The 22,136-nt window shown below is 68.9% G+C and carries 19 protein-coding genes; 2 read left to right on the top strand and 17 right to left on the bottom strand.

Annotation, left to right across the window (positions count from 1 at the left end):
• Positions 1-119: 119 nt before the first annotated feature.
• The 7 genes from GT042_RS04610 to GT042_RS04580 all read right to left on the bottom strand — a co-directional run bounded on the left by GT042_RS04610 (position 120) and on the right by GT042_RS04580 (position 6,282).
• Complete coding sequence (locus GT042_RS04610) at positions 120-2,348, bottom strand: cell division protein FtsK (RefSeq protein ID WP_161307404.1); 2,229 nt, start codon at positions 2,346-2,348, stop codon at positions 120-122.
• Positions 2,349-2,505: 157 nt separating this feature from the next.
• Positions 2,506-2,847, bottom strand: a complete 342-nt coding sequence (locus GT042_RS04605) for an RRQRL motif-containing zinc-binding protein (RefSeq protein ID WP_161307403.1) — start codon at positions 2,845-2,847, stop codon at positions 2,506-2,508.
• Positions 2,844-3,458: a GGDEF domain-containing protein gene (locus tag GT042_RS04600; protein ID WP_161307402.1), complete on the bottom strand. Its 615-nt coding sequence runs from the start codon at positions 3,456-3,458 to the stop codon at positions 2,844-2,846. Before GT042_RS04600 ends, GT042_RS04605 begins: the two co-directional genes overlap by 4 nt.
• Positions 3,455-4,585: a conjugal transfer protein gene (locus tag GT042_RS04595; protein ID WP_161307401.1), complete on the bottom strand. Its 1,131-nt coding sequence runs from the start codon at positions 4,583-4,585 to the stop codon at positions 3,455-3,457. The genes GT042_RS04600 and GT042_RS04595 overlap by 4 nt, the downstream gene beginning before the upstream one ends.
• Positions 4,582-4,872 (bottom strand): hypothetical protein, encoded by a 291-nt coding sequence (locus GT042_RS04590; protein WP_161307425.1) that lies wholly within the window; start codon positions 4,870-4,872, stop codon positions 4,582-4,584. The genes GT042_RS04595 and GT042_RS04590 overlap by 4 nt, the downstream gene beginning before the upstream one ends.
• Before the next feature lie 94 nt (positions 4,873-4,966).
• Positions 4,967-5,416, bottom strand: coding sequence for a transcriptional regulator (locus tag GT042_RS04585; RefSeq protein ID WP_161307400.1), 450 nt, complete (start codon positions 5,414-5,416; stop codon positions 4,967-4,969).
• A gap of 53 nt (positions 5,417-5,469) precedes the next feature.
• Complete coding sequence (locus tag GT042_RS04580; RefSeq protein WP_161307399.1) at positions 5,470-6,282, bottom strand: DUF4097 family beta strand repeat-containing protein; 813 nt, start codon at positions 6,280-6,282, stop codon at positions 5,470-5,472.
• Between the two features lie 477 nt (positions 6,283-6,759).
• Between GT042_RS04580 and GT042_RS04575 the strand changes: the two genes are divergently transcribed.
• Together GT042_RS04575 and GT042_RS04570 are read left to right on the top strand one after the other, a co-directional pair.
• Positions 6,760-7,554: a GntR family transcriptional regulator gene (locus tag GT042_RS04575; protein ID WP_161307398.1), complete on the top strand. Its 795-nt coding sequence runs from the start codon at positions 6,760-6,762 to the stop codon at positions 7,552-7,554.
• Positions 7,551-8,309, top strand: coding sequence for a glycosyltransferase (locus tag GT042_RS04570; RefSeq protein WP_161307397.1), 759 nt, complete (start codon positions 7,551-7,553; stop codon positions 8,307-8,309). The genes GT042_RS04575 and GT042_RS04570 overlap by 4 nt, the downstream gene beginning before the upstream one ends.
• A 78-nt stretch (positions 8,310-8,387) precedes the next feature.
• On the opposite strand, the gene GT042_RS04565 is transcribed toward GT042_RS04570, so the two are convergent.
• The 10 genes from GT042_RS04565 to GT042_RS04520 form a co-directional block, all read right to left on the bottom strand.
• Positions 8,388-8,993, bottom strand: a complete 606-nt coding sequence (locus tag GT042_RS04565; protein ID WP_237530458.1) for a hypothetical protein — start codon at positions 8,991-8,993, stop codon at positions 8,388-8,390.
• Positions 8,994-9,042: 49 nt separating this feature from the next.
• Entirely contained in the window at positions 9,043-9,966 is a 924-nt protein-coding gene (locus tag GT042_RS04560) for an FkbM family methyltransferase (protein ID WP_345943680.1), read from the bottom strand.
• A gap of 361 nt (positions 9,967-10,327) precedes the next feature.
• Positions 10,328-11,593, bottom strand: a complete 1,266-nt coding sequence (locus tag GT042_RS04555; protein ID WP_161307396.1) for a DNA sulfur modification protein DndB — start codon at positions 11,591-11,593, stop codon at positions 10,328-10,330.
• A 764-nt stretch (positions 11,594-12,357) separates the two neighbouring features.
• A complete protein-coding gene (locus GT042_RS04550; RefSeq protein ID WP_237530457.1) occupies positions 12,358-13,014 on the bottom strand; it encodes a hypothetical protein in 657 nt (218 codons plus the stop codon).
• 17 nt (positions 13,015-13,031) lie between these two features.
• Entirely contained in the window at positions 13,032-15,350 is a 2,319-nt protein-coding gene (locus tag GT042_RS04545; protein WP_161307394.1) for a DUF6571 family protein, read from the bottom strand.
• 12 nt (positions 15,351-15,362) lie between these two features.
• Positions 15,363-15,842 (bottom strand): hypothetical protein, encoded by a 480-nt coding sequence (locus GT042_RS04540; protein WP_161307393.1) that lies wholly within the window; start codon positions 15,840-15,842, stop codon positions 15,363-15,365.
• Positions 15,843-15,887: 45 nt separating this feature from the next.
• Positions 15,888-17,057: a glycoside hydrolase family 3 N-terminal domain-containing protein gene (locus GT042_RS04535; protein WP_161307392.1), complete on the bottom strand. Its 1,170-nt coding sequence runs from the start codon at positions 17,055-17,057 to the stop codon at positions 15,888-15,890.
• A gap of 89 nt (positions 17,058-17,146) precedes the next feature.
• A complete protein-coding gene (locus GT042_RS04530) occupies positions 17,147-19,456 on the bottom strand; it encodes a xanthine dehydrogenase family protein (protein ID WP_161307391.1) in 2,310 nt (769 codons plus the stop codon).
• Complete coding sequence (locus tag GT042_RS04525; RefSeq protein ID WP_345943678.1) at positions 19,453-20,943, bottom strand: 2Fe-2S iron-sulfur cluster-binding protein; 1,491 nt, start codon at positions 20,941-20,943, stop codon at positions 19,453-19,455. Before GT042_RS04525 ends, GT042_RS04530 begins: the two co-directional genes overlap by 4 nt.
• On the bottom strand, positions 20,940-21,836 hold the full coding sequence (locus tag GT042_RS04520; protein WP_161307390.1) for an FAD binding domain-containing protein: 897 nt from the start codon (positions 21,834-21,836) through the stop codon (positions 20,940-20,942). The genes GT042_RS04525 and GT042_RS04520 overlap by 4 nt, the downstream gene beginning before the upstream one ends.
• Between the last annotated feature and the right edge of the window lie 300 nt (positions 21,837-22,136).

The raw sequence follows: 22,136 nt of genomic DNA, 5'->3' as shown, positions 1-22,136 counted from the left end.
GAGGGGGTTTCCGCAGGTCGGCCGCTATGCGCTAGCGACCTGATCAGGGGCGGTTTGGGTCGCTAGCAGGGTTGCTACCGGTAGCAACGTCCGCCGCTACCGGTAGCAGGTTGCGAGACCTATCCGGCGTCCCGCTTCTGGTTGCGCTGCGTAATGGCAGTGGCGATGTCGTCGCGCTTGATGCCGCGCTTGTTGACCTGCTCGCCCTCGATGCGCCGGCTGATCTGCATCGTGCCGATGCCGTGCGGCTTGAGCGCGGCGGTGAGTGCTTCCGCCTTGGGCTTGGGCTCCAGCTCCGCCCACGGGCCGTAGACGTCCGGGCGCAGGTCGGCGAGCCGGTCCACGATCGTCTCCGACCACACCTTGGCCTCGCCCTTGCCGAGGACGGCCGCTACGTCGTCAAGGATCGTCGCGGACGTCTCCGCCGCCGGGACCTCGCCGACCGCGTCGCCCGACAGGGTTCCCTCCGCCTCGCGCAACGCGGCGGCCCGGGTCAGGACACGTTCGGCGTCGCGGCCGTCGGCGAGGTAGGTGCGCACGATGCCGGAGTCGTCGGACATGCCCTTGAGCAGACCGACACCCTTGTGGGACTTGAGCAGCTTGGACGCGTCCAGCCCTTCCGAGTACGACCCCGCACCGAGGATCGTGTCCGATACCTGGTAGGCGCCGACCCGCAGGGCGAACCGGGCCTGATGCTGGTCACGCAGCTCTGACGGGCACGCCTTGTCGTCCGGCTTCTGCGTCGCCGTCATCACGGACACGCCGACGGCGGGGGCGACCCGGGCGAGGTAGACCATCAGGGACAGGATCTCTTTGCCGTGCTCGGGGTGGGTCAGGTACTCCTGCACCTCGTCCACCACGAACAGCGTGAGGGGCATGTTCAGCTTCTTGTCCCGGCTGATCTCCGGGGTGAGCTTGCCCTCGGGGCAGACGTGCAGGGGCAGTTCCGAGAGCCGGTGGTACCGGTCCTCCACATCCGCCTTCAACTCCCGCAGGGAGGCGAGCAGATGCCCCACTGGGTCGATCCCGTTCTTGGGGACGATGCCGAACCCGATGCGGTGCGCGACCAGCGCGAACTTGCGCCAGTCCGGCGACGCCTTGCCGTCGAACAGGTACAGGCGCACGTACGGGTCCAGCGCGGCGGCGAGCGCGATCGTGCGGGCGGAGAACGTCTTGCCCTGGCGCGGCACGGCGCCTACCAGCAGGGACAACCACAGCATGGTGGCCATGACCGGGTTGCCGCGCTCATCCACGCCCCACGGGAACGGCTTCCAGAAGTCGACCCGCGTGGCTCCCAGCAAGGGCGACTTGCCCGACGGCACGGCGAGCGGGTCACGGTCGGCGATCCAGTACGACACCCGCCGTCCGCTCGTCTCGTCCTTGTCGAGAAAGAGTTGAGTGGGGGCGATGTCCATACCGGAGGCGAGACGGGCGTGAGCCTTCATCGCGTCCTCGAACGTCTTGCCGTACGGGAGATCCACGACCACACGCCAGCCGTCCCCGTCCCGGCCGATCGGCCGCGGAAAGGCAATCGTCTGATCCTTGGTAGTCAGTCCGGACGCCTCGTGTGCGCGGATGACGATGTCCGACGACAGCTTCCGCTTGCGGAACGTCACCTTGGCCAGGTCGATGAGCGGCCGGTCCGCCGGCGCCCCCACCACACCGAGGGTGGTGGCCAGCGACGCCATGGCCAGCATGAGCAGCCACGACGGCGCCATCACGTACAGGGTCAGCGCGGCGGCCAGACCGACGAAACCGGCGACCGTCGCGACGATCCCCCGCATCCGGACGCGGTCGTTGCGCTGCCGGGACAGCTTCAGGTACTCCGCCGCGTCCTCGTTGGCCACGGAGGCGAGCCGCAGGCCCTTGCCTTCCGCGTCGAAGACCCACCGGCCGATCGCGGTCGACCACCGCCACGCGCCACGCGGCGAGTACATGCAGATCTTCGGCGTGTAGACCAGCGGGAGCCGGACCGCGTGGTAGCCGACCACGGCCGAGTAGTGCCGGACGGCCCACTTGCGGACCGCCGTGCGCTGGTCAGGGAGCTTCACCCAGTCCGGCAGCACCGGCAGACGGGCCTTGTCCTTGCCCTCCATCCATTCGGCGACCGAGGGCGGGTAGACCTCGCGCGGCGGGTCGACCGGCGCCCCCTCGCTCAGCCCTTCGGCCTCCGGGTCGTCAGTGTCGGGGAGTTCGGCCTCCCACTCCCCCGGCTTCACCACACCCTCACCCGGGGCGGTCGGGTCGGAGTCGGTCTCCTTCTTCAGCGGGAACGGCACGATGTCAGCCGTCGGCTGTTCGGCGCCCTCCGGGTCCCCGGCGGGCGTGAACGTGGTCGTCTCGGTCACGATGTACGTACTCCTTCGGGAGTCGAAGGGTCCGGCCGGCTTGCTGTGGAAGGTCGGGCGGCCGGACCCGGTGCAGAGATGATGAGGGCTCTACTGCGCGGTAACGGGTACAGTCCGTACCCCTTCGCGGAGGGGTACGGTTTGTACCCCTCGCAGGTCAGGCAGCGCGCTGTTCTTCGGGATAGGCGCAGGTCACGCAGGTCCCGAGCGTGGGCGGGATGACGTATCCGGCGTCCCGTTGGCACTCGGGGCAGGTACGGCGGGCGCGCATCATCGCGGCGTGGGCCCGCCACCGGCCCGGCGTCATCGGCCGGACCGGTTGGGCGAGGTCGACGCGGTACAGATAGGCGACCAGCGGCGGACGCCCCCGCCGGCGGGGGCGTTCGAGCTGCGCGGCAACGTCTTGCCCACCGGGGCGCAGGTCGCGGGCCCGCAGTTGGCGGCGGGTGGCGTAGCCGTCCGGGGCGAGGTGCCACCGGAAAACCGGCAGCGTGCTCATGCCGCGCCGCGCCGTCCGGGACGACGGCCGGCCACCGACCCGAGCAGCCGCCCGAGACGGGCCCGGCGAGGACCGGACCGGCCGGACCGCTTGGCCGCGTACATGGCCTCATCAGCCCGGCGCAGCAGGGCGGACAGGTCCTCGCCGGGGTGGTCGGCGGCCCGTACCCACCCCAGCGACACCGTGGTGTGCACCTCCGAGGTGCTGTCGACCGGCCGGGCGAGGACGCGGGTCAGGGTGTGCAGCCGGTCGGGCATCGTGCCGCCGCGGTCGATGACGACGGCGGCGAATTCGTCCCCGCCGAGCCGTCCCACGACACCGCCGGGGGTGGTGCCGTGGGCGAGGCGGGCGGCGACCGTGGCGAGCAGCACGTCACCGGCGGCGTGGCCGTGGGTGTCGTTGATCTGCTTGAAGTGGTCGACGTCCGCCAGCACGACGACGGCGCGGGGGTCGCGCAGCAGGCGGCGGGCCCGGCGGGTGAACGCGTCCCGTGTCCACAACCCGGTGAGCGGGTCGCGACGGGCGGTGGTCAACCGGCTGTGGAGCCATCGGGCGTGGACCGCCCATCCGAGGGCGGGCAGGGCCGGTAAGAGCGCGGCGAGGGTGTTCACGGTGTCACCGCCGTGGTGGCGCGTTCGGCGAGCAGGGCGTCACGCAGCTTGCGGGCGTTGGCGGGCGAGGTGCGCAGGGCCCGGCGGATGCCCTCCCCGGTCACCTCGCCGTCCGTGAGGCCGGCCGTTGCCTTGCGCGCTTCCGCCATGAGCTGTTCGGGAGTGCGGCGGGTGCGGGTCGACTTGGCGGCGACCGGGACGCGGCCCGTCGCCCGGCGCGGCGCGGTCGACGCGGCGGGAACCGGACGGGAGGGTGCCGGGGCGATCGGGACCGGCTTCACCATGGGAATGGCGGCGTACATCGGCTTCATGCCGATACCCGACTTTCCGAGATCGACCGGCGCAGGATCGGGCACCGCAAGCCGCGTCAGCAGGACCGTGGGAGTGCTCGATACACGCAGGTCAGAGGTAGACCGTTCTCGACTACTTCCAGTCGATTCCTCCGCATTTGCGGCGACGTCGGGAACCGGGGCGAGAACGGGGGTCGTGCCGCCGAACATCGAGGCGAGCGCGGCATCCGCCCCGTCCGTGATCCGGTCCCGCTGGACATCGAGCAGCCTCGATCCGAGGGCGGCGTCCCCGGCCCCGACCTTGCGGGCCAGACGCCACGACGCCCGATCCGAACGCTTCCGCACCCGGTCGACCGGGTGGTGCGCGGCGCGCGCCCGGTGGTAGGCGAGGGCCTGCACGATGTCGGCGGTGTGCCGCTCGTTCTCCGCGTCGCGGCCGTCGGTGTGGACGACGATCCGGCGGGCGAGGAAGGCCATGCCCTCGGCAGAGACGGACATGCCCATCGGGGTCAGCGCGTAGACGACCGTACGGCCCGGGTCCGGCGCGGCCATGGCGCCCATGACGGCGGCGGCGGCCGGCAGGGCCCACAGTCCCGCCCGCACGACGCGCGGCGAGGACTGGCCCAACATGGTCAGCCCCAGCAGGACCAGGGCGAGAACGGCCGTGGCGCCCTCACCGGCACCGAGCGCACCGAGCGCGGTCCCCGTGCCGTAGGCGTGACCGATGTTGCTGTACGTGCCGATCCCGCCGACCACGCCCGTAGCGAGCATCGGCACGAACGCCGTCGTCAGCACACCGACCTGAATCCTCGTCAGAGGCTTGCGGGTCTCGCTCATGCCGCTTCCCCCGTCCCCGCCCGGTGTGCGCGAACCGAGCGCAGGAACGGAATGGTGTGGGTCAGCGCGTCCGCGTACAGGGCGTCCCAACCGGCGACCTCGTCACCAGCCTCCGCCTCCGCACGCAGGTCGGCGAGGATGTCACGGGCCGCGTCCTCACGGGCGGCACGCTCGCCGTCCGTCTCGAACTCCAACGACCCCCGGAACAGGTCGACGTCGATACCGAGCGCCAGTTCCGCGAACTCGAAGTCGCCGTGCGCTTCCTGGCCGGCGACGTACATGCGCATACGCATGGTGGATCTCTCCTTGGATGCGTCGGGATAGGCGCGGGGCGGTCGGCTGTCCTGTCCGGGAGTGCGACCGCCCCGCGAAGAACGGGGGTCAGACAGAGGCGATGATCAGCGCGGCAACCAGCAGCCACAGGTAATGGAAGGACTGGTCAAGCGCGTAGGCGCCGGTACCGATGTGCGGGTTGTCGTCGCGGCCGGCGCGCGGGGCACCGAGCCGGTAGAACTCGCCCTTGCCGGTCACCCGGGCCAGCCACGCGAGCGTGGTGCGCCGGTCGGCCCACCCGTGCGAGGCCGCGTCGACCGCCAGGCCGACAACGACGCCGGGCACCGTCAGGTGCAGTCCCAGCAGCGCGGCGGCCGGGATGAGCACGGCCAGCTTGGTGAGCGTCAGGGTGGCGACGTGCCGCGCATCCGCGAGACGGCCGACCCAACCGGGACGACCCTTGTGCGCGGACTGATGTGAGGTCTGAACCCAGTGGTCACCCACGCTGTGGGCGACGTACAGGGCGATGAACACGGCGGCGAACGTGGCAGCGGGCATCGGCGGCGGACTCCTGTCCGGAAGAAGGGAAGGGGCGCGGTCCGGGGCGGGTGCTAGCTGATCTGCACGTGGCCGCTGGTCACCCGGCGGCGGACGTCCAGGTGACCGGCGCCGGTGACGCGGACGCTGCCGGAGGTGGCGTTCACGGACAGACGGCCCGTGGCCTGCGAGGTCGCGGCCATACGGACGCTGCCCGAGGTGAGGTTCAGCCGGGCGTTGTGGCCGCTGTAGGCGCCGACGTTGACGCTGCCGGACGTGAGGTTGATGTCCAGCGGACCGCTCACCTCGCCGACGATGACGCTGCCACTGGTGACGGTGGCTTCCAGGTCGCCGACCCGCTCAGCGGTCAGCGTCCCGGACGTGCCGTCGTACTCCAACCGGGCCAGCGAGCCCGTGACGACGGTGTTCGCGCTGTTCGTGCTGATGGCGGCCACCGAAAGCTTGGGCAGGTATACGACGGCGCTGATCGGCGTCACCGCGTCCCCGGCCGGACCGGTGGCGGTGACCTCGCGGCCGTTGACGAAGACCTTGCCGCCACCGTGGCCGGTGATGTGGACGTTGCCGTTGACGATCTGCACGCCGTTGCCACCGGAGAACGTCATGGTGTTGCCACCCATGCGGATGGTCGTGCTGCCACCGACGCCGCCGGCGACGTCCGGGACGCGAACCCTGAGGTTCAGTCCGGTAAGGCTGACGGTGGTGTCGCGGATCGCGTCGGCCGACGGGCCGGAAGCGGCGTCCGTCGTCAGCACTATGCGCGCCTGCTTCAGCGCGGAGTCGACAACGACGCGGATGCTGCCGGTGTTCATCGTCAGGTCCAGGGCGATCGGACCGGCGATGTCCACAGGAATGATGCGCTCGGTCATTCAAATACTCCTGACTGCGTCGGGATGGAACTTCGGCGCGGCGGGCTGTCCTGTCCGGGAGTGCCGCCGCGTCCGAAGATGAGGGCCGGCGCCGCACGTCGCAGCGGGCCACGTGACCCCGGGCGGAAGTCGACTCCGCGCCCTCGCGGCTGGATACCGGGGCCGACGGACCTCACCCGGCCGTCACGGGGACGGGGTCGAGCCCCGTCAATCTCAAAGCACTCTGTTGAGTTCTCAAGGAACGAGCGCTTCCTTCGGGCTCACTCCCGCTCTTGGCGGGACCCTCGGGGCGCTTGCTCGGTACACCCAGCCGCGAGAGCGGGCATAAATGAGAGACCACAGACGCTCATAATGAGGTCCTGTCCTCAACTCCTCCTTAGGAGTTCCATGACTATGACGGTTCCACCCGGGAGTCGTCAACACCTCATGAGGACTTATGCTGAGCAGGCCCGATCAACCAGGGACGGTGAGCACTACATGGCCAAGCGCTACGAGCGGATCGCTGACGCACTTCGCTCCGAGATTCGTGCAGGTCAACGAGTTCCAGGGGAGCGCCTGCCCTCCGAGACTGCGCTTGCGACGCAGCACAAGGTGAGCCTGCCAACGATCCGGCAGGCGCTTGGCGTGTTGCAGGTAGAGGGGCTTGTTGAGAAGCGTCACGGGCGCGGCAACTTCGTTCGTAAGCCCCGGAAGCGCGTGGAGCGGACCAACGAGCGTCACCAGTGGGAGAAGGACCGCGCGCGGGGCTCCGTGGAGGTTCGGCAGACGACCGGGGCAACCGAACACGACACCGGGCTGACGATCAATGACCTGGTGTTCCATGCCGAGTACGGCAAGGTGGACGCCACCGAGGAACTAGCCGAGATCTTCGGCGTGCCTACCGGGACTCCGCTGCTGGAGCGGCTCTACCGAACCAGGTACCGCGAGGAAGACTCGCCCTTCAACCTCGTACGGTCGTACCTCGTCCACGACGTGGTCGCGCGCAATCCGGAACTGCTCGACGCCAGCAAAGAGCCATGGCCCGGCGGTACACAGAACCAGTTGCACACGATCGGCATCGAACTTGAACGGATCACCGAACGATTCACTGCGCGCCCTCCCACCGTGGAAGAGACCGAAGCTCTCGGCCTGACGGCCGGCGTCTCGGTGCTCATCCTCTGGAAGACCTCGATCGACGTCACCGGGCGGGTGGTAGAGGTATCGCACGTGACTCTGCCCGGCGACCGTACAGAGTTGGTGTTCACCACTCCCCTGAACAGGTGGCAGTCATGACCGGTCTCATCACCGTCGTCACCGCAATGCACGAGCCAAGTGCCCACTTCCTGCCCGCGGCCTACTCGTCTCTGCGTGAACAGAAGCTCCCGGACGGTTGGGAGTGGCAGTGGCTCATCCAAGAAGACGGGGAATCCGCGGGGGTCTCCCCGCACGTCCCTGACGATCGCCGAATCAGCTTTGAACAGGGCCGCTCCGGTCGTGCCGCCATGGCCCGCACCATGGCTCTCGCCCGCGCTGAAGGCCAGTACGTGAAGGTGCTTGACGCGGACGACAAGCTCACCCCGGGATCGCTCGCGCGGGACCTTGCGGCGCTGACGGACAACCCCGACGTCGGTTGGGCAACGTCCCGTGTGCTTGATCTTCTGCCGGATGGTTCGACGCTCGGTTTCGACCAAGACCCCCCGCAGGGCGTCTTGGAGCGAGGCACCGTTCTGACGCACTGGAAGGCACACGACTTCCGTGCTCCGGTCCACCCCGCCACGCTGTTCGTCCGGCGGGATCTCCTCCTAGCCCTAGGCGGCTGGATGGCATTGCCGGCCTCCGAGGACACTGGACTGTTGCTCGCACTCGACGCGGTAAGTCGGGGATGGTTCACGGCGGAGACCGGCCTTCTCTACCGGAAGTGGCCCGGCCAGGTGACGGGTCAGGCCGCCCATACCCACAAAGGTGAGCGCGAAGCTCGCATGGCGGTTGTCGAGGCGAGAGCAAAAGCTCTTGCAGCGCTCAAAGGTTGGCGCTTCAAAGCGAACTGAATGCAGACAGTCAGGGGCGTGCCGGGCCAGTCAAATTCCGGCACGTCCCTTTTGTATGTACCGAAACGGGTCTGCGGCTCAAACGCCCTCATCCCTCCTAGGGCCAGGAAGGATCAAATCCTTGGAGGAGTGCTGGTCGCCGTGAAACTTCCCATTGACGCCGAGATCATCACGCGCGGCCTCGTGGAAACCGTTGATAGCAGCAAAGGCAACCTTGTGCAGTTCCCGCCACTCCTCCAAGGTTCCCTGTGTCGCCCCGCGTGCACGCCAGTCAATAGCAAGCGAAGCGGCGTTAAGTTTATGTGCCGCTTCGATCACCCCATCTTCAGCCAGCAACATTACGCGCTCGAAGGAACGAGCGCGACCGCCCTCAGCTTCAGCAAGCTCAAGCGTCAATTCGTGTTCGCCGCGCTCGATCGCTCTCATGTTGTTTTGAACCTCATAGAGGAGCACTGCCGCATAAATACAAGTGCGGACCCTGTCGATGTATTCCGCGTAAGAATCAAGCTTCTTTTCATCCCAGCGCGTGAGTAGGGCATCACGCTTGCGCTGGCGCTCCATCAAGTGGTTGGTGACGTGCGTCGTGATCGCACCAAGAAGGACAGCGGCGATCGTGACAAGCTGACCGAGGATATCCAACAGTCCCCCTACATAAGGCACTTCGACTAGCGACTGCCTGATCATAGAGGGCCCGGCACTGTTGGCGGGAGACCACCCCTCGCGGTAGGCGAGGTCAGGGCAGAGTGTCAGCATCCACCCGGGAGAACACCAGGTCGCTTTCCTCCACTACCGGCCCGCGCCACCTAACAGGGGCTAGAGAGGCTCGTCGGAGAGTTGCCGGATAGGCCGATGCGTCGTAGTCATTGGCGAGCCGGTATACGTGAAAACCGCGCCCCTTGAAGGCGTCGATCAACTCCGTAACGGAATATCCGAGTTCCGCCATTCGACTGGGCGTTACCTCGACCACAATTTCAGCATCTGACCGCAAATGGTCGAGAATCGGAAGAAGACCTCTTACAGCAGCCCCTTCGGCGCCCTCGACATCAATCTTCATGACGCGAATTCGGGCCACTTCTTCGCTGGTGAGGATTTCCGCCAATGGGTGAGCATCGATTCCGAAAGTGGATTCTATGGGGCCGTCGTACGGCACAATGCTATTTGCCCCCATATTCCGCGAGCTGGCGAGCGTAAATCGCAAGGTCTCCGATTTATCTGACACACCGCAGTTTACAGCGCGAATATTCTCGCACTCGTTCAAATGAGCCTGAATAAGCAGCCGCCGGTGAAACTCAGGTGACGCCTCGACCGAGACGACCTTTCCACTCGCACCAACAAGCCGCGACCCAAGAACGCTGAAATAACCAATGTTGGCCCCAACGTCCACGAACACGTCGCCCGGCCGCAAGCGAGCCCGAAGCCAATGCGATAGGTGCGGTTCCCACACACCGAACATGTAAATGAAACGCTGGATCAAGTCCACCGTATCGACAGCAAACCGGTCACCGAAGACAGTGCGTGCCACAGCATGCCGTGGCTGTTCCCGTAGGCCGACGTTCAAGGACCGCGCGATCAAGGGGGCCTTGCCGAGCGTCCCCGGCACGTAGCGAACGTACCAACGACCCAAGCCGAGGGCGGACCGCGTAAGTGAGAGCGTCACGCCAATCACGGTACTCGCCGGCTGGGAGGGCGGATGACAGCCTCATAGTGCGGGCCAGGGGCGAGGCGAGCCGCAGGCCCTTGCCTTCCGCGTCGAAGACCCACCGGCCGATCGCGGTCGACCACCGCCACGCGCCACGCGGCGAGTACATGCAGATACCCCGAGCCTCGGTACGGTCGGCGCCCATGGCAGACCGCGTGGCCGTCTCAGATTCCATCGCATTCGCCCGCGGTCCAGAGCTACCCTAGACCGTCTAGCGGGCCGCTTGGTTGAGCAGATGCCGCGTAGCGGGACGTCCCATTACATGACGAAGGGCGTCGCTCCTGAAGTCGGAGGACGCCCTTCGTCATGCACCCCTCAGCTAGAGGGCCGCGGGGGCCTTCTTGTACCAGCTGGCGATGACCCCTACCAGGTGGACGATGTTCTGGGTGCGCATGATCGGTGCAGCGGCGTTCGGCTCGAAGTCGTCGTTCGCCGCGGTGATGCGCCAGATGCTGGTCTCGGCGATGGGCGAGGCCATGTGCGGGTCGAGGCGCTTGAAGAACTCGGTGATGTCGTCGAGCTCGACAGGGTTATCGCCTGCCCGCAGCTCGCGGAACACGCCAGCAAGAACGCGCAGCATGCCCACCGAGCCGAGGAGCGAGGTGCGGCGCAGTTCCTGGGACATGGTCAGTTCCCCGAGCTTGCGCTCCGCGTTGGGGTCGTCCTCGGTGATAGCGGCGAGGTCAGAGAAGGCATTCGAGATGACGTCGAGGAAGTCCTTGACCTGCTCGATGACCTCGCCGTCGGTCAGGGTCTGTTCGGCCTTCTTGCTGATCCGGCCGCCGGCCCCGGCGATGACGGCGCGGGTGATGTCAGCGACGTGCTTGGCGCCCAGAAGGTTCGGGTTCTTCAGGGTCATGCGGTCCTGCTCGGCGTCGACCCGGCCCTTGAGTAGCGGGTGGTCGATGACGTCGGACAGGGTGCGGTTGGCCACCTTGTAACTGTCGAAGCGGGCCCGGACGGCGCTGCTGATGCCCTTGGCGTTGTCGGCGACATCAACAAACATCTGCTGCGACTTGATCGGGTCCGGCTCGACGTAGATGTCCAGTCCGACGAACTCGGACTTCAGCCGGTTCATCTGGCTAACGAGCTTCTCGCGCTCGGCCTCAAGCTTGGCGGCCTTGTCCGTGCTGACCTTGCGGGACACCTCACGGTCGATGCCATTGATGGCGTCGGTGATGCGCTGCTTCTCGATGGAGACGCCGAGCACGCGGTGCTGACCGTCGATGGTCCGCAGCGAGGAGATGCCGCCGATAGCCCACGGGACGGTGAGGTAGCCGACGGCGCCGAGCTCGTCCAGCTTCTCGAAGGTGCAGCCGCCACCGTCCCGGGCCAGAAGAGCAGGGGCGACCCAGTCCTGCTTGGTGTCGAGGTACTCGCCAAACTGCTTGGCGTGCAGACGATCGACCTTGCGGTTGTCCTTGTCGACGTTGTTCGGGTCAGGGACGGGAAGGATGGTCGGGAGGTCGAGGAGGGGAACGCGCGTGGTGTAGACCGGGCGCCCCCCCTGCATCGTCTTGATGGCCAGGTACGTGCTGGAGTCCTGCGGCTTGGACAGCCGCAGAGGATCGACGTTGATGCTCACGATAAGCCCCCACCTAGGTCAGTTACGCCCTTGGTGGGCGCAACAAGAGCCCTAGGCTAGCACTCAGTTAGCAACGTGCACGAATAAGTTCTTATCTTTCCAGGCAAGTTGGTGTCCGTCGGCTGATCGCGGCCGGCCAACGCCAGCCCGCTCAGGGACTGTCGGTTCGACAGGTGACCCCAAAACCCTGCTGACTGCGGGGTGATGGCGGAGCTGCTGACGATGATTTACGGACGAGGGACGCCGCCTGGCTCTCAGGGCGGCCTGTGTGCAGCGCTACGAGTCAGATGCTTCTCGTCCTAGGCGTCGGCCCAAAAACAACAGCGGTGAGTGTCTAACTGCGTGACAACGCCCCACGAGCAGCCGTGGACGAGCACGGACGTCCACAGTCCATCAACCCAGGTGAGGAGCGTACAAACCCGAGGCAACAACGCTACCCAAGTTGCTTGGGGGAGAAGAGGTCGCTGCCACCTGAAACAGCCGTAGCGTGAGGGGGTAGGGGAAGTTCACCACTTCTCATCTGCCCGCGGGCCGTCTCAGTTTCCGTCTCGTTCACCTACGTCCGGCGGCGTTCGCGCGGGTGCATGGCCTGACTCGGGATGGCGCTCAGGTGCCACCATGAACGGCTATGAATAACCACGTACACGGCGCTGACCTGGGAGGACAAACCTGCAAAGCGAGTTACGTGGGTTCGATTCCCGCCACGGCCTCCACGACACGACCGGCCGCCCCCATATACGGGGGCGGCCGACCGGCGTCACGGCCTACGCCAACCCCGCCGTCTCCGGCAGCCCGGCCCGGTCCTCGCAGCCGAGTTGCTCGACGAGCGCGAGCGTGACCGAGTGGAGGAGGGTCAGGTTGGCCTTGCGCAGTCGCTCGGCGTCGCCGTCGGGTTCGTCGCGGTTGTTCAGCGCCGCGCGAAGCATGACGGGACCGCCCTCGAACTTCTCGCTGACGCACTCCGCGTAGAGGACCGCCTTCCGCGGCGAGGCCAGCCCTTCACGCCCGAGGTCGTACTGCTTGAAGCTGCCGGCGAACTTCCCGTCGCCGACCCCGTCGCCGTCCTCCAGCGACACGTCGATACCGACATCGGCGAGCGTGGACCCCGGCAGGTAGATCCCACACACCCGATGGGTTTCCCCACCCACCCCGTCCGCCAGGTAGTCGTCAACAACGGCCTGGGCAAGGGACTCCAGCTTGTCACCACTGTCGAGCGAGGAGAACTCCTCGGCCCCGGTGATGAGTTGTACGGCATCCACGGCGTCGCCCGACAGGTTCCCCCGGCACAGCTCCCTCGCCTCGATCCGGCCCTGCGCGGACTTCCCCTGCTCCTTCCCGCCGTCGTCGCCGCATCCCACCAAACCCACCAGCGCCACTACCGCCACCACAGAAGTGAACGCGCCACGCGCCCGGCTGACCATCACAACCGCCATACTCCTTATCCGCCTGTCTGAGATGACTGACCCTGCTGGGAAGCGCGGGACGTTCCCTTTTCGTAACCGCTGTTCCAGGCCTCTTCCAGGTCCTGCCCAAAGTCCGAATCGTCGCGGTCGATCTGGTACTGCGCGATGAACTCCTTCATCGGCACTTCCGCATTGAGCTCACCGGCCGAGTAGATGGCGGCTCGCTGCTTCTGGGTGTCGTCACCGCTGTCCCGTTGGTTCGACTCGGTGTAGTCGCCCATCGCGTTACCGATCATGTGCTCCACGAGGGCCGGGCCGGCGTCCATGGCCACGGGGATCAGCGTCGCCGCGACACCGACCGCGGCGACCGGCGGCAGGAACGCGGCTCCGGCCGCCACCCCGACGCCTGCACCGAACTCCATCCAACCGGCCCGTTCCTCAAGGGCCTTGTTGTATTCCTCGTCCTTCTTGACGTTCTCCGCCGTGACCTGATCGGCGCGCGACTGGTCCAGCATGCCCTGCACCTCGGACCCGGTGCGCACCGCCTCCCGGGCGTGCGCCTCGTTGATGTTTCCGTTCGCGTCGACCGTCGCGCCGAGCACACTCGTGGTGTGGATCTTCTCGGCGGCACTCACTTCGGCGTACGCGTCCGGATGCTGGCCCAGGGTGGTGAGGAACTGGCGCGCGCCGTCCCGTCCGAACTCGGCATGTCCGTCAGGGTTGCCGTCCGGGGCGAACATGCTGCCCGGAGCATTTTCGTTCAGGGCCCAGTTGATGTCGTCGACATAGCCGGCTCCCATACGACCGAGGCTGTCGGAGAGCGCCTCTTGACTCTTGACCAGTCCGGCATCACCGCCGTACGTCTCGACAACCTGTTCCATGATTCGGGCCGACTTCTCGTCCTTGACGAGTTCAGGCGTCGAATCGTCGTACGCGTGCCCGAGAGTCGCCGACTCCAGGGCGTGCCCGAAGGAATCGGGCAGGTAGTCGGCCGACTTCTCCGTCGCGTCCGGAGCATGGCCGACGATGTCGGGGAATCTCTCGTAATCGCCCTTGGCGAAGTAGTCGAGGTAATTTGTGATGGGGTTGCCGTCCTTGTCCTTCCCCAGGTCCGGTATCCCGCCCTTCGGCGTCCCGTCCTCGTTGTACGTGCTCGGCTGGTCCGTGAAGAACAGCTTGGACGCCTCAGGGCTGTGACCGAGCGCCTCCAGCATGCTCGTCACCGGGTCATAACCCGCACCGTTCTTCCCCGAGGGATTGAACGGGTGGTCGTCCGGTGCGCCCATCATCATCTTGGAGCCGGCGAACATCATCGGATCCTTCTGGTGAAGCTGGATCACGTGCTCCGCGATCGGGTTCAGAAACCGAGGATCGTACTCGCCGTACCGCATGATGCCGCCGAGCAGCTGATAGCCGTACGGCGGGTTGTTGTCGTACTTGTAGAGGGAAATCCGCTGCGTGCCGAGTTTACGAAATTCCGTCGCCCAACTCGCCGGCAGATGCGACTTGTTGTCCGGATCGGTCGCCGACGCGAGAGCCACGCCCAGATTTCGTTGCAGCTCTTTGGTCAGATCTGTGCGGACGTTGTTGTCTACCATCACGCTGTCGAGAGACATCTGGCCGAAGAACTCCAGCGCCTTTTTCGGGCCACCGAGCCCTGTGTAGAAGTCCGTGGAGAAATCCGCGTCACTACGGTTGTACTTCATGATGCGGTTGAACTCGGCGAAGTCCTTGTCGCTCATCGCCTTCCCCTGCTTGGCGATTTCGACGGCCCGCTCGGCCTGGGCATCGTCGAGCGACTCGTAGTTCGTGTGCCCGAAGTTGTGCCGATCGTTCCCGTGCGTCTTCCCCAGCGCCCGTGTCACCGACGCGTCGATCTCGCTCGCATGAGCTGTGAGCCCGGCAACACGATCGGCGAGGGCCTGCGCCTGGTCGCGTTGCTCCTGCGTGCGCTCGTCGCTGTCACCACGGATGTGCGGGAAGAACCAGCGGACCGAACCTCCGCCGATGTCCTCGATCCTGACGCCGAGGTTGACCGCGTCGACCTCGATCGCCGTCTTCATCTGCTTCTGAATGCCTAGGAGTTCGACGTGTGCGTCATCGAGGAGTCTGTACGTGCTGTCGGCCTGCTGGTGCGCGTCAGCGAACTCCTTCTTCGTCTTGCGGACGAATTCACGCGTCACGGTCGCGTTCGCACCGGCCCAGCGGGCACTTTCCGACTTGGCGTACATCCCGTCCGCGGCGCTCTGAGCCAGCTTCTTGAGACTGGCGGCCGCCTGCTTCCAGTCCTCGACTGCCGAACCGAGCTTGCCGAGATCCAGTTCCTGGACATCCTTGAACGAAAGGTCACCCACCGCTGAGCCCGCTCACTTGAAGTAATCGTTGATCTTGGACGAGGATTCCGCGCCGCCGTCGCCACCCGTCAGCGAGGCCGCGACCTTGGCGTCGTCGCCGGCGTGCAACGCCTTGGTGTAGTCGAGTTGGTTCGAGATGTGCGCACAGGCCTGGAGCAGGGTCTTCAAGGAGCTGTCCCACATGGTCAGTGCCGTCGACAGGGCCGAGCCGAGCGCGAAATTGTGGGCCGAGAGCTCGCTGGACGCCCGGAGCGTGGAGCCCGCGCCATGTTGGTCCATACCCGCGCCGGCGAGGTCCGCGCCCTTGCTCAGGCCGCTGTGCAGAATGAAGGCCTCATGCCCTACGGCACCCAGGTCGTCCTGGTTCACGATCAGATCGCCCGAGCCGGGGCCTGTGCCGCCCGGCCCCGCCGGCGCCTGGTTCAGCTGCGTCCCGACCGAAGGCCGTTCCTCCGCCGCACTCTTGAGCTGCTCCCACTCGTCCCACGCCATCAAGGCTTCTCCCCCGTACGCACCCATCGAATGAGCAAGCTTAGGTCAGCGCAGGGCCGCGCGGAGGGCTGTCACGCGCGCTGCCGCGTCGTGGAAGGGGGTGGCCGGGAGGGTCTTGTTGTGGAGGGCTGTTGTCAGGGACGTCACCGCTGACTCTCCTTGGGACACCTCTCGCGATGAGCAGAGCAGGAGGTCCATGCCCGCCTCGGCGGCCAGGACCGCGCGGTCGCCCGTGGTGAGGGTGGGGCTGATGGCCTTGGCCTCCAGGGCGTCCGTGATCGTCACTCCCTTGAAACCTACGTGGGTGCGGAGTTCCTTGACCACGGCGGCCGACAGGCCCGCCGGGTGGTGGGCGTCCAGGGCCGGGTAGACCGCCCAGGACAGCATCACGAGTTGCGTGCCCGCCGCGACCGCCTGTTTGTACGGGGCCTCGTCGACGGTTCGCAGGGTCGTCAGGGACTGGGTGAGCGTCACCGGGCCCAGGTCCGTGTTCTGGTGGGCCGACGCCGCGCCCAGGCCCGGGAAGTGCTTCGCCGTCGCGGCCACCACCGTGTGCTGTTGGGCCGTGATGAACGCCGCGCCGAGCTTGCCGACCTGCGCCGCGTTCTTGCCGTACGAACGCTGGGCCTGGTCCGTGAAGTCGCCGGTCTTGCGGTAGACGTCCAGCACCGGCGCCAGGTTGAGGTTCAGGCCGGCCCCGGCGAGGTTCTTCCCCGCGCCCGTGCCCGCCGCCTTCGCCGCCGCCACCGGGTCGGACGCCAGCCCTATCTGCTTCTCCGACAGCGCGGGAGCACCCGGCAGGCGCCGTACCTGGCCGCCCTCCTGGTCGGTCATGAGCAGGAGTGGGAGGCGGACGGGGCTCGACCTGTTGGCCTTTTCCAGTTGTTTGACGACCGTCGCCAGCTGCTTCGCGCTCGTGATGTTCTCGGCGAAGAAGATGACCCCCGCCACCTCACCCGCGCCGATCTTCTTGAGCAGGGACGCCGGCGGGGTATGGCCCGGGTAGGAGTAGATCACCCGCTGGCCCGCCAGCTGCCGTTCGGTCAGGCCGGCCGGCACCGCCCCCGCCTGTGGATAAGCCGAGGTGGAGGAGGCGGTAGCGGTGGGGGAGGACGAGGCCAGGGCCCTACCCCCTACCGCCAGCGCGGCGACCGCCGCCCCTGCCCCGGCCAGTACGGTCCTGCGTCCTATGTGCGGCGAGTCTGATACGTCCATGGGAGTTCCTCTCTCCCCACACCCTACGACCGTCCCCGGACGACCGTCAGGAGCAGTGGCGGGCGTCACGCCCTACGCCAGGGCATTCTCTACGCCCCCGCCACCGCCACCGCCGCCTGGGGGCGGATCGGGAGGCGGCTGATCGGGCGGCCCGTGGCCGCGCGGACCGCTGAGGCGACTGCCGCCGGGGACGTGACGACCGGGGCCGCGCTGGCCGGTTTGGCGCCGAAGGGGGCCACCACGTCGCGTTCCTCGACCAGTTTGACGATCCGGATGTCCGGGGCGTCCAGGGACGTCGGCAGGGCGTAGCCGGTGAGGTCGGGGCGGCGGACCACGCCGCGGGTCGTGCGGAGGTTCTCCGTCAGGGCCGTACCGATGCCCTGGGTGACGCCCGCCTCGATGCGGGTCGCCAGCTGCGCCGGGTTCAGGACGCGGCCGACGTCCTGGGCGACGGCCATCTCGACCACGCGGATCGAGCCGAGTTCGATGTCGACGTCCACCACCGCGCGGATCGCGCAGAACGCGAGGCCGACGAACGCGTCGCCCTGGCCCGCCTCGTCCAGCGGCTCGGTGGGGTGGGGGCGGCACTGTGCCGTCGCCCACAGCTCCTTGCCGTCCATCGCCTCCGTGACGGTGGTGGACAGCACACCGTCGTACGAGGTGATCTTGCCGTCCGTGATCTGGAGCAGCTCGGTGGACATCCCGAACTTGTGGGCCAGCGGCTGGAGCAGCTGCGTACGGACCATCTTGGCCGCCCGCTCCACCGCGCCGCCCGAGACCCACGTGTGCCGGCCGTGCGCGGCCGGGCCCGCCGGGGGCTGGTCCGTGTCGACCGAGGCGACGTGGACCTCCTCGATGCCCAGCGTCTCCTGGACGATCTGCCGGGCGAGCGTCGAGAAGCCCTGGCCGGTCTCGACGGCGGCGCAGATGACCGTCGCCACGCCGTCGTGGACCTTCACCGTGGCCGTGGAGACCTCGTCCGCGCCCTCGGCGCCGAGCATGTGGACCATGCCGAGCGCGTAGCCGACACCGCGCCGTACCGCCCCGGGCTCCCCCGCGCCCTCCGGTCCGCCGGGCAGCAGCCAGGCCGCCTCCGGGGTGTCCTTGGGCAGGGCGGGCAGCGGGAAGTCCCGTACGGAACGCAGCAGTTCGGCCACCGGGGCCGGGCAGGTGACCGTCTGGCCGGTCGGCAGGATGTCGCCGGTCGCGAGCACGTTGCGCAGCCGCAGCTCCGCCGGGTCGAGCCCGAGGGTGTTGGCCAGCTTGTCCATCTGGCCCTCGTAGGCCGCGCAGACCTGCATGGCCCCCTCGCCCCGGACGTGCCCGGACGGCGGGTTGTTGGTACGGACCGCCCAGCCCTCGATGAAGGCGTGGGGGACGACGTACGGGCCGCAGGCGAACGCGACGGCGGCGGCGAGGGACTCCGACGAGTCGTCGGCGTACGCGCCCGCGTCCAGCAGGATCTGGGCCTCGACCTTGATCAGGCGGCCCTCGCTGTCCGCGTGGTGGCGGTAGCGCAGCAGGGTGGGGTGGCGGTGGGCGTGGCCGAGGAAGGACTCCTCGCGGGTGGCCGCGAGCTTGACCGGGCAGCCGGTGCGCAGGGCGAGCAGGCCGAGCGGGATCTGGAAGCCGGGGTCCTCGCGGTCGCCGGTGGCGCCGGGGACGCCCGTGACGACGACCTTGACCCGCTCGGGGTCCAGGCCGAAGCAGGCGGCGGCCAGGTCGCGGTCGGTGTGCGGGTCGGTGGAGGCGGTGTAGATCTCGACCCCACCGTCGGGTCTGGGGACCGCGAGGCCGGCCTCGGCGCCGATCGGGGCGGGGTCCTGGCGGCCGATGCGGTACAGGCCCTCCACGACGATCTCGCCCTGCACGCCGGGGTCGCCGTACCGCAGCGGGATGTGCCGGATCAGGTTGCCGTCGGGGTGCAGCGGCTCGGCGGCGAACGCCTTCTCGGGGTCCGTGACCGGGTCGAGGACCTCGTACTCGACGGCGATCGCGGCGGCGGCCATCCGCGCCGTGTCGGGGTGGTCGGCGGCGACGGCGGCGATCGCCTCGCCGTGGTGCCGTACGACCTCCGAGGCGAAGACGGGGCGGTCGGCGACCCTGCGGCCGTACGCCGAGTCCCCGGGGACGTCCTCGTGGGTCACGACGGCCCGTACGCCCGGCATCTCGGCGGCGGCGGTGGTGTCGATGGAGACGATCCTGGCGCTCGGGTGCGGGGAGCGCAGGATCGCGGCCCACAGCAGGCCCTCGGCCCACAGGTCGGCCGCGTACGGGAACGTGCCCTCGGTCTTCGCGCGGGCGTCGGCCGGGGGGAGGGAGGCGCCGAGGCCGTGCGCGGGAGGCTCCTGGCGGGGGCCGTCGAGCGTCGGGGTCCCGGTGGCCGCGTCGTTGCTCACGCCATGCCTCCGTCGTGCGAGTGCGGGTGGGAGTTCGCGGACGAGTGGGAGTTCGCGGGCGAGTGGGGATTCGCGCGCTGGTGCTGCGCGCCGCCCGCCCCGGCGGACGCCTGGTGCGGGACGCGTGCCTCCTCGGAGGCGACCGCGGCGGCCTCCGCGCTGGCGGCGCGCTCCGCGGCGACCTCGTTCACGGCGTCGAGGACGCCCCGGTAGCCGGAGCAGCGGCAGAGGTTGCCGCACAGCGCCTGCCGGGTCTCCAGTTCGGTGGGGGCGTGGTTGCCCTCCAGGAGGTCGTGCACGGTCATCGCCATGCCGGGGATGCAGAAACCGCACTGCACCGCGCCGCACTTGGCCAGCGCCCGCTGGACGTCGGAGGGTTCGCCGTCGACCGCGAGGCCTTCGACCGTACGGACCTCGGAGCCGGCCGCCGTGGCGGCGGGCACGAGGCAGGAGGCGACGAGCCGGCCGTCGACCTGCACGTTGCAGGCGCCGCACTCGCCCTGGGCGCAGCCGTCCTTGGCGCCCGCGAGGCCGAGGCGCTCGCGGAGCACGTACAGCAGGGACTCGCCGATCCAGGCGTCGGTGACGGGGCGGTCGGCGCCGTTGACACGCAGGACGTAGGAGCCGGCCGGGTGTTCGGTGCTGTTGTTGCTGCTGGTGAGGGGCGCGGGCTCGGTGTCGGTGTCCGGTACGGGCTCCGCGTCCGCGTCCGGTACGAGGTCGGCCTCGGGCGGCGCGGTGTCGGCGGCGGCGTCGTCCGAAGGGTGCTGCTCGGGCTCCGCCGAAGCGTCCCCCGGGGCATCGGCCGGAGGAGGGCCGTCCGCGTACGCGTCGGTCTCGGGGAGCGGCGCCCACGGGGCCGCCGCGCCGCCGGGGAGGGTCGCGGGCGGGGTGCCGCCGCCCCACTGCGAGGCGAGGACCGAGGCGCTGAACTCCCCCGACTCGTCCGGAAGGTCGCCCTGGGCGACCGGAATGGTCCACTCGCCGGTCAGCTCGGAGGGGGCCCCGCCGCCCTGCGCGGGACCGTCCGCGAGGGCGCTCCCCCGGCCGTCCGTCCCCCCGCCCTGCCCCTGGCCTTGTCCCTGGCCAGCAGGCTGACCAGCGCCCTGACCCGTCGGCCCGGCGCCCTGCCCCTGGCCCGTCTGCTGCCCGCCGTCGCCGAAGCTCCAGTGCCCCGTCGCCCGCGGGTCGTACGACGTGTCGTACACCTGCCCCTGCCCGCCCTGCTGCTGCGGCTCGGGCCAGCGCATGTGATCCGGTACGGAGGGGTCCGCGGCGGGCGTCAGCGGGACGATCTGCGGCGGTACGTAACCGTGGCCCGGCGCGGCCAGCGGCGCGTCCATGAAGTCCTCGGGCGGCAGCTGCACGAACGCGGTCGACTCGGCGTCGTACTCGCCGCCGTGCTCGACCGGCTGCCAGCCGCCGTGCCCCTGCTGACCGCCGGGACCGGATCCGGAACCCGTACCGGAATGCTCGTTGGTGCTCACGACAGGGCCCTCCCCAGTGCTCGCCGGGCCAGCGCGGCGACGGTACGCCGCAGGTGCAGTACGGCGGGGGCGAGCGCGGGCGGCTCGCTCCCGTCGGCGGGTGGCGCCGGGTCCGGGACGCACGCGGCGGCCACGTACTCGCCGAAGGCCGCCAGGGCCTCCTGCGTGAGCCCGCGCGCGCCGTCCCAGTCGATCAGCGAGCCGATCCACCGCTCCGCCTCCAGCGGGCGCAGGGGCATCGGCGCGATCGCCCCGACCGCGCAGCGCACGCCGCGCCGCGCCGGGTCGAGGACCACGGCGACGGAGGCGGTGGCGCGGCCGGGGCCGGTCCGGCCGGTCGCCTTGAGGAAGACCTGGGGGGCGTGCAGCAACGGCACGCGGACGAAGCCGATCAGCTCGGCGGGCGCCAGCATCTCGCGCCCGGCGAGCAGGTGCGTGACGGGGATCTCGCGGCGCGCGCCGCCCGGTCCCGCGACCACGAGGTCGGCTTCCAGGGCGGCGAGCACGGGCAGGGCGTCACCGGTCGGCGCGGCGGTGGCGATGTTCCCGCCGAGCGTCCCGGCGTTGCGGATCTGGGGCGGGCCCGCGGCGCGCGCGGACGCGGCGAGCGCGGGGATGAGGGCCGCGAAGTCGGGCCTGCCCATGCGCGCGTGGGTGAGACCGGCGCCGAGGAGGGCGTGGCCGTCCTGGTAGTGCCAGCCGCGCAGCTCGCTGATCCGGCCGAGGCCGACGAGTCCGGCGGGCCGCAGGAGGCCTCTGTTGACGGCCGCCATCAGGTCGGTTCCCCCTGCGACGGGTACGGCGGCGGGCATCGCGGTGAGCGCCGCCACGGCCTCGTCGAGCGAGGCCGGCAGCGTCACGGACTGCGCCGTCTGCGGTGCGTGCGTGGTCAACCCAGCTGCCCCTTTCCGGTGTCCCGCATGTGTTGCCGTACCGGTACCTGTGTTGCCGTACCGTACGTGCTCACAGCCCGGACGTGGCAACTCTGGCACATCTTCGGAGCCGACCGCCGCGAGGGTCCACGAAGGGCTGATCCGTCCCCGGCCAGGGCAAAGGTCCGGTTCACCCCGTCTTCCGCACCTCACGCACCCCACCACTCCCCGGCGTTCGCGGCGCCACGCGCCCTTGACGGGGATACGGCGGGCATGCGTCGGGACACGTCGGGGAGCCGCGGGGAACAGGGCCCCGGCGGG

Source organism: Streptomyces sp. SID3212 (genome assembly GCF_009865405.1).
In the GTDB taxonomy this organism is placed as follows: Bacteria; Actinomycetota; Actinomycetes; order Streptomycetales; family Streptomycetaceae; genus Streptomyces.
This window is presented reverse-complemented; position numbering and strand designations above follow the sequence as displayed.